At 60.3% G+C, this 14070-nt stretch carries 13 protein-coding genes; 6 read left to right on the top strand and 7 right to left on the bottom strand.

Features of this window, described 5'->3' with window-relative positions; genetic code table 11:
* The first annotated feature begins 210 nt into the window (after positions 1-210).
* From treS to mnmH, 4 genes are all read left to right on the top strand, one after another.
* Positions 211-2280 carry a maltose alpha-D-glucosyltransferase gene (gene treS, locus ACRER8_RS10100; RefSeq protein WP_431746228.1) on the top strand — a complete coding sequence of 690 codons (2070 nt, stop codon included), beginning with the start codon at positions 211-213 and terminating at the stop codon, positions 2278-2280.
* Positions 2281-2484: 204 nt separating this feature from the next.
* Entirely contained in the window at positions 2485-3633 is a 1149-nt protein-coding gene (locus tag ACRER8_RS10095) for an MFS transporter (RefSeq protein ID WP_431746186.1), read from the top strand.
* Positions 3634-3776: 143 nt separating this feature from the next.
* Positions 3777-4811 (top strand): selenide, water dikinase SelD, encoded by a 1035-nt coding sequence (gene selD / locus ACRER8_RS10090; protein ID WP_431746185.1) that lies wholly within the window; start codon positions 3777-3779, stop codon positions 4809-4811.
* Positions 4811-5926 carry a tRNA 2-selenouridine(34) synthase MnmH gene (gene mnmH / locus ACRER8_RS10085; protein WP_431746184.1) on the top strand — a complete coding sequence of 372 codons (1116 nt, stop codon included), beginning with the start codon at positions 4811-4813 and terminating at the stop codon, positions 5924-5926. Before selD ends, mnmH begins: the two co-directional genes overlap by 1 nt.
* Here mnmH and ACRER8_RS10080 read toward each other — a convergent pair.
* Complete coding sequence (locus tag ACRER8_RS10080; protein WP_431746183.1) at positions 5904-6959, bottom strand: permease; 1056 nt, start codon at positions 6957-6959, stop codon at positions 5904-5906. The two genes, mnmH and ACRER8_RS10080, sit on opposite strands and share 23 nt — an antisense overlap.
* A gap of 374 nt (positions 6960-7333) precedes the next feature.
* Here ACRER8_RS10080 and ACRER8_RS10075 point away from each other — a divergent pair, with 374 nt between their 5' ends.
* Positions 7334-8443: a DUF2817 domain-containing protein gene (locus ACRER8_RS10075; protein ID WP_431746182.1), complete on the top strand. Its 1110-nt coding sequence runs from the start codon at positions 7334-7336 to the stop codon at positions 8441-8443.
* Between the two features lie 174 nt (positions 8444-8617).
* Here the strand turns inward: ACRER8_RS10075 and ACRER8_RS10070 are convergent, their stop codons facing one another.
* On the bottom strand, positions 8618-9415 hold the full coding sequence (locus tag ACRER8_RS10070; protein WP_431746227.1) for an NAD-dependent protein deacetylase: 798 nt from the start codon (positions 9413-9415) through the stop codon (positions 8618-8620).
* 206 nt (positions 9416-9621) lie between these two features.
* Positions 9622-10023 (bottom strand): VOC family protein, encoded by a 402-nt coding sequence (locus tag ACRER8_RS10065; RefSeq protein ID WP_431746181.1) that lies wholly within the window; start codon positions 10021-10023, stop codon positions 9622-9624.
* A 375-nt stretch (positions 10024-10398) separates the two neighbouring features.
* Between ACRER8_RS10065 and ACRER8_RS10060 the strand changes: the two genes are divergently transcribed.
* Positions 10399-11418: a branched-chain amino acid aminotransferase gene (locus ACRER8_RS10060; RefSeq protein WP_431746226.1), complete on the top strand. Its 1020-nt coding sequence runs from the start codon at positions 10399-10401 to the stop codon at positions 11416-11418.
* 169 nt (positions 11419-11587) lie between these two features.
* Here the strand turns inward: ACRER8_RS10060 and ACRER8_RS10055 are convergent, their stop codons facing one another.
* The 4 genes from ACRER8_RS10055 to ACRER8_RS10040 are packed head-to-tail and all read right to left on the bottom strand — an operon-like array spanning position 11588 to position 13975.
* Positions 11588-12058, bottom strand: coding sequence for a DoxX family protein (locus tag ACRER8_RS10055; protein WP_431746180.1), 471 nt, complete (start codon positions 12056-12058; stop codon positions 11588-11590).
* A 16-nt stretch (positions 12059-12074) separates the two neighbouring features.
* On the bottom strand, positions 12075-12824 hold the full coding sequence (locus tag ACRER8_RS10050; RefSeq protein WP_431746179.1) for an HvfC/BufC family peptide modification chaperone: 750 nt from the start codon (positions 12822-12824) through the stop codon (positions 12075-12077).
* Entirely contained in the window at positions 12815-13651 is an 837-nt protein-coding gene (bufB, locus tag ACRER8_RS10045) for an MNIO family bufferin maturase (RefSeq protein WP_431746178.1), read from the bottom strand. Before bufB ends, ACRER8_RS10050 begins: the two co-directional genes overlap by 10 nt.
* A 54-nt stretch (positions 13652-13705) precedes the next feature.
* On the bottom strand, positions 13706-13975 hold the full coding sequence (locus ACRER8_RS10040; protein WP_431746177.1) for a BufA1 family periplasmic bufferin-type metallophore: 270 nt from the start codon (positions 13973-13975) through the stop codon (positions 13706-13708).
* Positions 13976-14070: the final 95 nt, after the last annotated feature.

Genomic DNA, 14070 nt, shown 5'->3' with positions numbered 1-14070 from the left:
CTGCGCAGCTGGGTGGTTCTACATGCCCCTAACCTGTTCAACGAGCGGGCGCCAGCAGACCCTGTGTCAGGCGCTCTTCAAACAACGAACGTTTACGTTCATGAACGCTCATAGACATAAGCAACGGCGTAGACAGGCTCGTCCCGAACCGCGCGCATGAGCGCCTTGGGCGACCTCTCCAATCCATTTGAAGACGGAACCCTGGACCCTATGACCACACCGGACAAGCAGTACGTGGAATGGCTGGTAGAGCAGTCGATGCTCCACGCCGCACAGCAACGCGCCAAACTCTATGGCGGCCAGGGCCGACTCTGGCAACGACCTTACGCCCAAGCCCGGCCACGGGATGCTTCGGCGATCGCGTCGGTGTGGTTTACCGCTTACCCGGCCTCGATCATCACCCGCGAGGGCGGTTCGGTTCTGGAAGCCTTGGGCGATGAAACACTCTGGCATGCCTTGTCCGAAATCGGCATTCAAGGCATTCACAATGGCCCGCTGAAAGCCTCCGGTGGCCTGAAAGGCCGCCAGAAAACCCCCAGTATCGACGGCAATTTCGACCGGATCAGCTTCGAAGTCGATGCTGACCTGGGCACCGACGCGCAGTTTCTCAACCTCAGCCGCATTGCCGCCGCACACAACGCCGTGATCGTTGATGACGTAATCCCGTCGCACACCGGCAAGGGCGCGGACTTCCGCCTGGCCGAACTGGCTTACGAGGAATACCCGGGCCTCTACCACATGGTCGAGATCAAGGAAGAGGACTGGCCGTTGTTGCCGGAAGTGCCCGCCGGACGTGATGCCGTGAACCTGCCGCCGGCGATTGTCGATGCGCTGCGTGACAAGCACTACATCGTCGGCCAGTTGCAGCGGGTGATCTTCTTCGAGCCAGGGGTCAAGGAAACCGACTGGAGCGCCACGCCGATCGTCACTGGCGTCGATGGCAAGGCTCGGCGCTGGGTTTATCTGCATTACTTCAAGGAAGGCCAGCCATCGTTGAACTGGCTGGACCCAAGCTTCGCCGCACAGCAAATGATCATCGGCGATGCGCTGCATGCCATCGACGTCATGGGTGCGCGGGTGTTGCGTCTGGATGCCAACGGCTTTCTGGGTGTCGAGCGCAAGGCCGAGGGGACGGCGTGGTCGGAAAGTCATCCGTTGTCGATCACCGGTAATCAGCTGCTGGCCGGCGCGATTCGCAAGGCCGGGGGCTTTAGTTTTCAGGAGCTGAACCTGACCATCGATGACATCGCCGCGATGTCTCATGGCGGTGCCGATCTGTCTTATGACTTCATCACCCGGCCCGCGTACCAGCATGCGCTACTGACCGGCAGAACCGAATTCCTGCGACTGATGCTGCGTCAGGTCCATGACTTTGGCATCGATCCCGCTTCGCTGATTCATGCGTTGCAGAACCACGACGAGTTGACCCTCGAACTGGTGCATTTCTGGACCCTGCACGCCCACGATCAGTACCTGTATCAGGGCCAGACTTTTCCCGGCAATATCCTGCGTGAACACATTCGTGAAGAGATGTACGAGCATCTGGCCGGCGAGCATGCGCCATACAACCTCAAGTTCGTTACCAACGGCGTGTCCTGCACCACGGCGAGCATCATCACTGCCGCACTCGGTATTCGCGATCTGAACAGCATCACCGATGCGGATGTCGACAAAATCAAGCATATCCACTTGCTGCTGGTGATGTTCAATGCCATGCAGCCGGGAGTGTTTGCCTTGTCAGGTTGGGATCTGGTGGGGGCCTTGCCGCTACCGGCCGAGCAGGTCGCGCATCTGATGGGCGATGGCGATACACGCTGGATTCATCGCGGCGCCTACGACCTGGTGGATCTGGACCCGGACGCCGAAATCTCCGCTGGCGGCATGCCGCGACCGAAATCGCTGTACGGCAGCTTGCCGGATCAACTTCAGCAGCCGGATTCGTTTGCCTCGCAGTTGAAGAAAATCCTCGCCGTGCGCCGCGCCTATGACATCGCTGCAAGTCGCCAGATATTGATTCCCGATGTCGAGCACCCGGGCTTGCTGATCATGGTCCACGAGTTGCCCGCCGGGAAGGGCACGCAGATCACTGCCCTTAACTTCAGTGCGGAATCGATTGTCGAAACTCTACACTTGCCCGGTATCGCGCCGGGGCCGGTGGTGGACATCATCAATGAGCGGGTCGAGGGCGATTTGACCGACGAGGGCGAATTCACCATCACCCTGGATGCCTATGAAGGGCTGGCGTTGCGGGTTGTCAGCATGGCTGCGCCGATGATGTAGGATGCGCCCAATTACGCACGCTCATTTTCACCACTCAGAAGTTGGGTCGCTGACTTAACCAACGAGACGAACCGGTGGGAGTGAGCTTGCTCGCGAAGAGGTCGGTACCTCCACATCAGATGTAGGACCTTGAAGGCAGTCTCCCCGAGCAAGCTCACTGCCACACTGGTTTTGTTATTCCTTCAGATCTTTTGGACTGTCCCCTTGACCATCGCTCAATCCGTCAAAACCCCTACGCTCATTCACCTGCTGAGCTATCGCCTGACCTTCCTTCTATCCGGCATGGCACTGGGGGCGTGGGCGCCGTTGGTGCCGTTCGCCCGTGAGCGCGCCGGGCTGGAGGAGGCGCAGTTGGGACTGCTGCTGTTGTGCTTCGGTCTGGGTTCGATGCTGGCCATGCCGCTGGCAGGTGCGCTGACTACCCGCAAGGGCTGCCGGTTTGTCTCGATAGGCGGTGGGTTGCTGATTTGTATGATGCTGCCGTTGCTGGCCACACTCTCGTCATTCGGCGGATTGGCCGTGGCCCTGGCTGTGTTTGGCGCAGGCCTGGGCAGCATCGATGTGGCGATGAACGTGCAGGGGCTGATGGTCGAGCGCGATCACGGGCGCCCGCTGATGTCCGGTTTTCATGGCTTGTTCAGCCTCGGTGGCATCGCCAGTGCTTCGTTGATGGGTCTGCTGCTGTGGGGTGGGGCATCGCCCCTGCTGGCGGTTTCCGTAGTGGTGGTGATCGTCGCTGCGACGTTGCTCTGGCACGGCCGGCGTCTGGTGCCCCATGGTGCCGACGATCCCGCGGCGCCCTTCGCCAGACCGTCGGCCAAAGTGCTGGTCATCGGCGTGCTGTGTTTTATCGCCCTTTTGGTCGAGGGCGCCATTCTTGACTGGAGCGCCGTGTTCCTTAATCGCGCCCATCAGATCGATCTGTCGATTGCCGGTGGCGCCTACGCGGTGTTCTCCTTGGCGATGGCTGCCGGCAGATTTTCCGGCGACTACCTGAGAAAGCGTTTCGGCGCCGTGAACCTGCTGATCGGCGGAGGTCTGTTGGTCATGCTCGGGTTCGCCATGGCGGTGCTGCTGCAACCCTGGCCGCTGTTTCTACTGGGCTTTGCGTTGATCGGACTCGGGTTGTCCAACACCTTCCCGGTTTACTGCTCGGTCGTCGGAGAGCAAAAAGCGATGCCTGCGGGGCTAGCCATCGCGGTCATTACCGGCATCGGTTACTGCGGCATTCTGCTGGGCCCGGCTCTGATCGGCTTCGCTGCCCACGCTATCGGGCTGCGCAACGCGCTACTGTGCGTCGGGGCGCTATTGCTGGCGCAAGTGCTGAGCGCGCGGGCGCTGGCCAGGAGCTGAGCCGTCCATTCGCCGATCCTGGCCCACACCAAACGCACCGCAGATCGCCAAGCGGTAGGCATCAGCGTTCCGACTATCCACCCGAACCACCAATCCGTCCGGCCTCTGATAAACTCCTGCGCCTTGAAACTCAGGGGCTTCCCATGACCGACACAGTTCGTCTCACGCAGTACAGCCATGGCGCTGGTTGCGGCTGCAAGATTTCTCCCAAAGTCCTGGAAACCATCCTCGCCGGCTCTGGCGCACAAAACCTGGACCCACGCCTATGGGTGGGCAACGCCTCCCGCGACGATGCGGCGGTCTACGCCATCGATGACGAAAAAGGCGTGGTCTCGACCACCGACTTTTTCATGCCGATCGTCGACGATCCCTACGATTTCGGACGCATCGCCGCCACCAACGCGATCAGTGATATCTACGCCATGGGCGGTGATCCGTTGATGGCCATTGCCATCCTGGGCTGGCCGGTCAACGTATTGGCCCCGGAAATCGCCCGCGAAGTGATTCGTGGCGGTCGTGCGGTCTGCGATGAGGCGGGCATACCGCTGGCGGGTGGGCATTCGATCGATGCGCCGGAGCCTATCTTTGGCCTTGCCGTCACCGGTCTGGTTGAAAAACGTTTCATGAAGCGCAACGACACCGCCACCGCCGGCTGCAAACTGTATCTCACCAAACCCCTGGGCATCGGCATTCTCACCACCGCCGAAAAAAAGGGCGTACTGCGTGCTGAAGACCAGGGCCTGGCGCGCGATGTCATGTGCACCTTGAACAAGCCCGGTAGCCGTTTTTCGAGATTGGTCGGCATCACGGCCATGACCGATGTCACCGGGTTCGGTCTGTTGGGGCATCTGGTGGAGATGGCCGATGGCAGCGGGCTCACCGCGCGCCTGAATGCCGCCGCAGTACCACGTCTGGGGAGTGTCGATTTCTACATCGAGCAAAACTGCATCCCTGGTGGTACGCAGCGCAATTTCGACAGCTACGGCGAGCGCATCGGCCCTCTGAGCGAAGTGCAGAAAGTGCTGCTATGCGACCCGCAGACCAGCGGCGGCTTGTTGATTGCCGTGGAGCCAGCCGAGGAGACAGCGTTCCTCGCCATGGCCGGCGAAATGGCCATGAATCTCCAGCCGATCGGCGAACTGGTAGAGCGACAGCGACTTGCCGTAGAGGTGTTCTGATGCGCGAAAACAGCGGCCTTTTTAATGAAATCTTCCTGCATGATGTCCCGCTGATGGACGTACGCGCTCCAGTGGAGTTCGGCAAAGGCGCGTTTCCTGGTGTGATCAACCTGCCGCTGATGAACGACATCGAACGGCAGAAGGTCGGCACCAGTTACAAGCAGGAAGGCCAGCAGGCCGCCATTGAACTGGGCCACAAGCTGGTTTCCGGCGACCTCAAACAGGCGCGGATCGAAGCCTGGGCGGCGTTCGCCAAACTGCACCCCGATGGTTTCCTGTACTGCTTTCGGGGCGGTTTGCGCTCGCAGATCACCCAGCAGTGGCTCGACAGCGAAGCGGGCATCCAGTACCCGCGTGTCGTGGGTGGCTACAAAGCCATGCGTAACTTTCTGATCGGGGTGACCGAGCAGGCCGTGGCCGAGTGCAATTTCGTGTTGATCGGAGGCCTGACCGGCACTGGCAAGACCGAGGTGCTGCACCAACTCGATAACGCGCTGGACCTGGAAGGTCATGCCAATCATCGCGGCTCCAGCTTCGGCAAACACGCTACGCCACAGCCGGGACAAATCGATTTCGAAAACCGCTTGGCGATCGACATCCTCAAGAAGCGCGCAAGGCACCTGCATCAGTTCGTGGTCGAGGATGAAGGCCGGATCGTCGGCAGCCGTGCCGTGCCACTGGAGTTGTACCGGACCATGCAGGCGGCACCGCTGGTATGGCTCGAAGACAGCTTCGAAGGGCGGGTCGAACGGATTCTAAAGGATTATGTGACTGATCTGTGCGCCGAGTTCATTGCCGTCGGCGGCATCGAGAGCGGCTTTGCTGCCTATGCCGAGCGCTTGCAGCAGAGCCTGTCGAGCATTGTCCGACGTCTGGGTGGCGAACGTTATCAGCGTCTGGCGGCGATCATGGAAAGTGCCCTTGAGGAGCAGCAGCGCAGCGGTGACGTCGATCAGCACAGGGCCTGGATCAGCGCCATGCTGAGCGAGTATTACGACCCGATGTACGCCTATCAGCGCGACAGCAAAAATGCACGGATCGAATTTTCCGGGGAGCAGCAGGCGATTGTCGAATACCTGAAACACCGAAGCGCTACAAAAGCGCCGCTCCGATAAGGCCGCTGATCACGCCGACCAGCATGGTCAGAAGGCCGACGATAACCAGCACCTTGCTGTCGAAGGATTTACGCAGCATCAGCAACGACGGCAAGCTCACGCTCGGCAGGGTCATCAGCAACGCCACGGCAGGTGCTGTGCCCAGACCCAGCGTCATCAGGGTCTGCACAATGGGGATTTCGGCAGCCGTGGGAATCACGAACAGCGTGCCGACGATCGCCAGCGGCACCAGCCACAGCAAACCGTTGCCCATGGCGCCGTCTACGTGTGGAAACAGCCAGACCCGCGCAGCACCGAGGATCAGCACAGCCACCACGTAGATGGGGATGGTGGTCCAGAACAGCTGCCACAGGGTCTTCCCCCAGCGAGTCAGCAAGCTGCCTTGCGCCGGGGCTTCGGCTTCAGCCACCGACTCCACGGCTTGCTCCGGAAGTGTCTCCGGGCCTGAAATGCGTTGCGCCACGAGGGAAACGCCGATCACCAGCACGATGCCCGCCAGCAGGCGCAAGGCGGTGAACCCCCACCCCAGAACGAAACCCATGAACACCAAGGTCGCCGGATTCAACACCGGGTTGGCGATCCAGAACGCCAGCGCCGCACCCACCGATACATTCTGCTTGCGCAGACCTGCGGCCACCGGTGCCGCACAGCAGCTGCACATCATGCCGGGCAGGGCGAACAGGCCGCCACGCACCGTCGAGCCTAACCCTGCGCGACCGAACATGCGCAGCAGCCAGTCGCGGGGAATAAGCACCTGCACTAGCGAGCCGAGGAGCACCGCCAGCACAGCAGCCTTCCAGATCGCCAGGAAATACACTTGGGCGTAGACCAGGGCGGCGGTCCACGGGTTGGCCGGGTTGTCGTTAATGATCGAACCACCGATGTTGTGGGTGTCGGCGGCGATGAACGATTTCAGGTAATACGGTGACCATTTGACGTAGTACAGGCCGACGGCGGCCACCACCAGAAACGCCAGAGGTTTCCACCAGAATGACCAGCCACGGCGTTCGGAGGTAAGCGGGAGTGTGGGCATGTCGGGCACCGAGGCAAGAAAACAGGGGCGCGATGATACGCTTTCGAAGGTCAGTGTAGTAGCTGTTGAAAGCTGAGTGACGTGCCATGTACCGGGAGTGGCCGTGGGGCGAGCGGGGCCAGGCATCGGGCGCTAAGCACATCAGGGGTGTAGGTCGGCAGATAGGCGATTCCTGCATTTGATGCGTGTTGCGCATCGGTGGGCAGCGTAGACTCACGGTTTTGCAGCTAGAAGGCGGCTCCCGTCGCGGGACGTCTGTTCCACCTAAAAAATGTTCCGGAAGGCTGTCTGTTTTTAACTTCCATGCATCGGCCGTTTGCCAGTGCCTGAAGCCTGCACGGACGGCTTTTTTCGTTTTCTTTGAGAGGGTCGTGATGAGCCAGTTTTTCCCCGACACCCCCGGCTATCGTCAGCTTCGTGAGCGCTTCCTGCAGGCCGCGACGCAGGCGGGCGCTACCTTGAGCGAATATTCTCATCCTCTGACTGGGCCGTTTGGCGAGACGTTGTTCACGGACGTCGCCTGGCTTGGCGCGCCGGACGCCAAGCGTGTGCTGGTGGCGTTGAGCGGCACCCACGGCGTCGAGGGCTATTACGGCTCGGATTGCCAGAGTCGCTGGCTGGAAAGCCTCAATGGCCGAGCACTGCCCGACGGCGTCGCGGTGCTGATGATTCACCTGATCAACCCTTGGGGTACTGCGTGGATGCGCCGGGTCAACGAGGACAATCTCGACCAGAATCGCAATTACCTGGACTTCAGCAAACCACTGCCCGACAACCGCGCCTATCGTGACGTGCATGCGATCTACGCCTGCGAGCAGTTGCAGGGGCCGCAGCGGGACAAGGCCGATGCGCTGTTCAACGCAGCCATCGCCGAGCGGGGCTGGTCGGGATTGATGTCGGTGGTGGAGGCCGGGCAATACGCGTTTGCCGATGGGCTGTTTTATGGCGGTGCGGGGCCGAGCTGGTCGAACCGGACATTGCGCAGCATCGTCGAGAAGCATCTGAGCGGCGTCGATGTGGCGGCGTGTTTCGATTTGCACACCGGCGCTGGAGATTATGGCCACCCGATGCTGATGAGCATCGTCGAATCGGCCTATCCGGCACTCGATGACGCCAAGGCGCTGTTTGGGCCGTGGCTATTTACCCTGATCACCGGCGCGAACAAAGTCAGCGCAACCGGCGTGGCAGCGACGTCCACCGGCTACACCTCCCAGATGTTGCTGGATGCCCTGCCTGGCGTACATCTGATGCCGTTTGTCATCGAATGCGGGACGTATGCGGGTGATCTGGTGCACGGGCATCTGCGTGACGATCACTGGCTGCATTTGCATGGCGATCCGCTGGACGAGACCGGGCGCAAGATCAAGCAGGGACTGCTGGAACAGTTCTACCCAGCGGATCCGGATTGGCAGGAAATGGTATGGATCAGGACGCGACAGGTGTGGGAACGGGCATTGGCGGCGTTGCCTGGGATCAGGGCTTGATCGCCCTAAGCTGGACGCAGCTGTAGCGCCAGGGTTTGCCGGGGTGGCGATTCGGCAATTTGATTGGTTGGTGAATCAAGTGCAGACCTGTGGAAGTGAGGCACATTTACTTCAGGGACAAAAGAGTCCAAGCACCAGGCAGTCATGCACCAAAGAGTTCATGTGCAGAAGAGTTCATACCCCAATGAGCCGCTGCGCCAGTTCCGGCAGCAAGACCTCGCAGGCCGCACCGATCTTCAGATCGAGTAAATCGTCAGCGCGGGTCTTGCCCAGGTTAATGGCGATCAGCGGTTTGCCCTGATCGACAACCCTGCGGCACAGGCGAAATGCTGAAAAGGCCATCAGCGACGACCCCACCACCAGTAATCCTGCAGCTTCTTCGACCCGGGCCATGGCCTTGGCGGCAGTTGGCGGTGCCACGTTTTCGCCGAAGAAGACCACGTCCGGCTTCATCCGCTCGCCGCCGCAATGGGGGCAATGAGGGACCTGAAAGCGCTCCTCGAAAGCCGCATCCAGAAGGGTGTCGCCATCCGGAGCCTGCACGGCATCAACGCCTGCCAGATGCGGGTTCTGCTCCAGCAGCGTGAGTTGAATTACATCGCGCTCGGTACGCTGACGACAATCCAGACACAGCACCCAGTACAGGCTGCCATGCAATTCGATCACATCGTGGCTGCCGGCCTGATCGTGCAGGGTATCGACGTTCTGAGTGATGACCCCCGCAATGACACCGTTATTCTCCAGTACCGCCAGGGCGTCATGGGCTGCGTTGGGCTGCGCGGCGCGAACCATTGGCCAGCCGAGCATGGCCCGCGCCCAATAGCGTCGCCGCGCTTGCGGGTCATTAAGGAATTCCTGAAACATCATCGGCTGCCGTCCCCGACGCACGCCGTCACTGTCGCGGTAATCGGGAATCCCGGACGATGTGCTGATGCCCGCCCCGGTGAGCACCGTGAACGAGCGTCCGTCCATCCAGTGCAACAGCGATTCGACGTTGGAAAGGGCAGGTGTATCGAACATCCGCAGGTCCTCGTGAACGGGGCGGGTGGGGTGATACTAAACGAGGTGGATGAAGGCGGTATATCTATAGCAGCACAGCTCGCCGGGGACTGCGATATCACCGGCGCCCACCACCGGCATGCCGTGCTGCTACAGATCGCGATCAGGGCTGATTCAAATCAGCGCGCCGCTTCACGAAACTGCAGCACATTGCCCTCCGGATCGTAGCCATCGCACGCCGTAAACCCCCGGGACGAGAATTGAGCAGAAGCGTCATCGACCTGACCTCCCAGCGCCACTGCTGCAGCGCGGGTTTCAGCGAGGCTCTTGACTGGAAACACCAGCTTGATCGGCAGGTCGACCCGACGCTTGGGCGGGACGGTGATGTTCAACCGATCGGTTACTTGTTTCGGAATCCCGTGAATGACCAGTTGGTAGGTCTCGGACTCCAGCACGATCAGGCGTTTTTCGCTCAAAGTCTGGGTCATTCCCAACAGTTCGCGATAAAAGGCCGCGACCCGAGGCAGATCCTTGGCGAACAGCACGGCGCCATGCTTGGGCAGGTTGGAGTCAGCGGTCATAAGTCTTCCTTGAGGTTTATGTTGATTCGGTCGAATTGCTTGAGGCAGGCGTCCGCCAGTTCAACCCGGCGGTCACTGTCAAAGTTTTACAGTGGCCGCTGTGGCCATGTGGACACGGCAATTCGCGCAAGCGTTGCATGGTACGCAAATAATGGTCGATCAAGGAGTGGGAGGCTGTTTTTGAAGGGGGCTTGCGACGCGCCGACAGTTCTTTTTCGAGACGCGAGCGTCGGAGGCGGTTTGTCCGGCAAAAAATCAGTAATATGGCGCAACATCGGTGAGGGCGACTTCCTCGGCCGAGCCTTCACGACCATATTGATGAAACGCTGGCCCCCCGCGCACGCCGGGCGTGCTGGCCAGGAAATAGAGGGTGTCATGGGTAACGAAAGCATTAATTGGGACAAGCTGGGTTTCGACTACATCAAGACCGACAAGCGCTACCTGGCTCACTGGCGCGACGGTGAGTGGGACAAGGGCACCCTGACCGAAGACAACGTGCTGCATATCAGCGAAGGCTCCACTGCGCTGCATTACGGTCAGCAGTGCTTCGAGGGCCTGAAGGCTTATCGTGCCAAAGACGGCTCGATCAACCTGTTCCGCCCGGACCAGAACGCCGCGCGCATGCAACGCAGTTGCTCGCGTCTGTTGATGCCGCACGTTCCGACCGAACAGTTCATCGAGGCGTGCAAGGAAGTGGTTCGCGCCAACGAGCGTTTCATTCCTCCGTATGGCACCGGCGGTGCGCTGTACCTGCGTCCGTTCGTCATTGGCGTCGGTGACAACATTGGCGTGCGTGCTGCGCCGGAGTTCATCTTCTCGGTGTTCTGCATCCCGGTCGGCCCGTATTTCAAAGGCGGCATGAAACCGCACAATTTCGTGATTTCCAGCTATGACCGCGCGGCGCCGCAAGGTACAGGTGCTGCGAAGGTGGGCGGTAACTACGCGGCGAGCATGATGCCGGGCAGCGAGGCGAAGAAGCACGGTTTTGCCGATGCGATCTATCTGGATCCGCTGACTCACTCCAAGATCGAGGAGGTCGGTTCGGCCAACTTCTTCGGGATTACCCACGACGATCAGTTCATCACGCCAAAGTCGCCGTCGGTGCTGCCGGGTATTACCCGCTTGTCGCTGATCGAGCTGGCTGAAAGTCGTCTGGGCCTGAAGGTCACCGAGGGCGAGGTTTTCATCGATAAGCTGGATCAGTTCAAGGAGGCCGGTGCGTGCGGTACGGCAGCTGTGATCACGCCGATCGGCGGGATCAGTTATAAAGACGAGCTGCATGTATTCCACAGCGAAACCGAGGTCGGACCGGTGACTCAGCGGTTGTACAGGGAACTGACGGGAATCCAGTTCGGCGAGATCGAAGGGCCTGCGGGGTGGGTCGTTAAGGTTTGAGCTGGATAGAAGTGAACGCTTTTTAAGAGAGCCACCGCCTTTGTGCGGTGGTTTTTTTTGCGGATGGGTTGGCGCCTGGATTCGTGTGTATACCGTTATCCGGGGGTTGCGGCGTGTCGGGATTTTGCGAACGAGTGCAATTCCCTGTAGCAGTCCGGGGAGACCGGTTTCATTTGATCCCCAATTTGCGATCCAGCGACAGCGATCCAGCGCCCTTGGCAATTAGGATCAACAACAAACCCGCCCAGCTCAAGTGAGTGGCCCAGGCATCGGGGTAGACGAAAATCTCGATCACCAGGGTCATGCCGAGCAGGGCAAAGGCCGATAATCGCGTGAACAGTCCCAGAATCAGCAGCACTGGGAACAGGTGTTCGGCATACGCCGCCATATGCGCGGCGATGTCCGGGGGGATCAACGGCAGTTTGTATTCGTTACTGAACAGGAAATACGTGCTGTCGGTAATGGTCAGAAAACCCTCGACCTTGGTCATTCCCGACATCAGGAAGATTCCGCCGATGGCTAGGCGCGCCACCAGCGAAAGCATTGAATCATTGAGCAAATGACCGAGGCGATCGGCCAGGCGATTCCATGCCGTTCGCGGGGAGTATTGACACGGGGTTTCGTTAGGTAAAGCGTCCATGGCGTTCTCCAATGGATCATGAAGGATCGGTCGCGGCGAACACGTCCGCGCTGACCAATCGGGTAAGCAGTTCGAAGATGTCCAGCGACGGTTGAATGTCGCTGGCGTGTTGCGCGGCCTGGGCCAAAGGCTGTCCAGCCGCGCAGGCGTCGAGAAATGCACAGCCGCCGATGTCCAGAGCATGCCAGCCGACGGCACCACCGCTGCGCACCAGCAACGCCCCCTCGCCTTGCCAGTGAAGTTGTTCCGGCATTTCCAGCCCTTCACGGTTGTGGCGCCAGATGCTGAACACCGGCTGATTGACAAACCACGCCCAGCGCGCCGTAGCCCGCGGTCTGAGCTTCAGCGACGCAAGTTGTTCGGGAGCAAGGCTGGCAATCCGCGTGACATCGATACCGGGTTCATCGGCCGCGATGTGGCATTGGGTCCACAGCAGATCGAGCCGCGCGACGTTGCCCAGATAAGGCAAGGGTTGCGCATGCTCGAAACGCTCCAGAAATGCCGGGAACTCGCTGCCGTGATGGATCAGTCGGGCATCGGCAGGGGCCGACTGTTGCGCATGGATTGCGGCTGCCGCGACCAGCCAATCGCTGCCGACCAGACGTTCGACAGTGGGAAAATTGGCTTGAAGCGCATCCACCCCGCCCTTGATTACGGTGTTGCGATAAACCGTGAAGCCGGGTTGTTCGGTCAGCATGCCAAGACCGCTCGCCCTTGGGTCGTACAGCGCCTCGACGAAGGCGTTCTGAAACGTGCTCAGTTGCATGGCAATGCCTCCAGCAGCGACTGCGCCCGATCCCGTTCCAGCAATAGTTCATTGAACGGAGGGATATGGTCGTCGCGCTCGATCAGCGTTGGCCGTGGACCTACACGCTGAATCAGCCGCTGATACAACGACCAGACGTCCTCTGCGACCGGCGCATCATGAGAGTCGATCAGCAACGAGGCGCCGCCGGGGTCGACACTGTGTCCGGCCAGATGGATCTCCATGATCGGCGCACCGGGAAAAGCATCGACATAGGCGTTGGCGTCGTAGCCCATGTTGTGGGCGCTGAGAAACACGTTGTTGATGTCCAGCAACAGCCCGCAACCACTGCGTGTGCTCAATTCGGCGAGGAAGTCGATTTCACTGAAATCATGGTCTGGCAGTTTCAGGTAATGGCTCGGATTTTCGATGGCGATCCGGCGCCGGAGAAACTCCTGGGTGCGTTGAATGTTGTCGACGATTCGCTGCAAGGCTTCCTCGGTGCGAGGGAAGGGCAGCAGATCGGGGTGATACCGACCCCGCCAGGTGGACCAGGCGAGGTGCTCGGAAATGAGGGTTGGCTGGAAGCGTTCGGCGAGAGCCTTGAGCCGCTTAAGGTGTTCGATGTCGGGTGTGCAGTCGGCCGCCAGCGACAGGGAAACACCGTGCAACGAAAGCGGATGGCGGCTGCCGATCGTCTCCAGCCACGCCAGGCGAGGGCCGCCGTCGATCATGTAGTTTTCCGGATGGACTTCGAACCACAGGCCTTGAGCGGCGCAATCATACGCCGCCTCGTAGTGGTCGGCCTTCAGGCCCAGTCCGGCACCCTGGGTGAGTGATGTGTTCATGATCGACGCCTGCCCTTGCAATGGTTTTTCGTTCAGCTTTTCACGTATCGCAAATTACATCGGGGTCAGCGAGCCGGTGCCGTGCGGGGTTTTGATCGAGGTGCAGGTGCCTGCGGGGACGCTCTTCCAGGCATTGCCCTGATAGTCGGTTTTGGAGGTGCCTGCGCAGCTGGTGCCGGCACCGGCCTTGCAGTCGTTTTTGCCGGCCAAGGACACGCCGTAGCATTTTTCCATGGCGGGGGCCGAGCCGGTTTCCGCAGCGTTGACGCCGGTTGCGACGGAAGCGAAAGCCAGAGCGACGGCGGCGAGTTTGAGGTTGTTCATGATGTATCTCCAGTTACCTGATTGAGGATGTGTGTGGCACCTGCGTGAGGTCACGCCGTGCGACAGGTCCGAACGTTAGTTCGATGTAGAAACGA

Origin of the sequence: Pseudomonas sp. (genome assembly GCF_050739935.1) — a bacterium.
Classification (GTDB): Bacteria; Pseudomonadota; Gammaproteobacteria; order Pseudomonadales; family Pseudomonadaceae; genus Aquipseudomonas.
This window is presented reverse-complemented; position numbering and strand designations above follow the sequence as displayed.